Below are 387 nucleotides of genomic sequence, written 5' to 3'. Positions count from 1 at the left end.
TCAACTTAACTTTTAAGGTCCTACTGTATTAATGCTTGAGTCAAGAAAAGAAGGCTTTTCAGCCAGAAAATTTGCTGAACTCATTAAAAGACATCCTAGTACGATCTATCGTGAGCTTAAAAGAAATAGCATCAATGACGTTTATCAAGCTCGATATGCTTCTGATAACACCTTCGCTAGACGTAGACGTGGTCACAGAAAACTCAAAATCGATTCAATCCTCTGGAAATTTATTGTTGAAGCGATCCGTTGTTTATGGTCTCCTCAGCAAATAGCAAAGCGTTTAAAGACATTTCCTGATTTGGATCAAACAATGAATGTAAGCCATACAACGATTTATTCAACGATACGAGCATTACCCAAGGGTGAGTTGAAAAAAGACTTATA

1 protein-coding gene is annotated in these 387 nt (G+C 36.7%); it reads left to right on the top strand.

Annotated features, from left to right (window positions below; all coding sequences use genetic code 11):
- Window positions 1-31: 31 nt before the first annotated feature.
- On the top strand, window positions 32-387 hold a 356-nt coding region (locus J671_RS24825), incomplete at its 3' end, for a helix-turn-helix domain-containing protein (protein WP_031983800.1).

Origin of the sequence: Acinetobacter sp. 1130196 (genome assembly GCF_000588095.1) — a bacterium.
Classification (GTDB): domain Bacteria; phylum Pseudomonadota; class Gammaproteobacteria; order Pseudomonadales; family Moraxellaceae; genus Acinetobacter; species Acinetobacter nosocomialis.
Note: the sequence above shows the minus strand (reverse complement) of the source record. Positions and strands in the feature narration are given on the sequence as shown.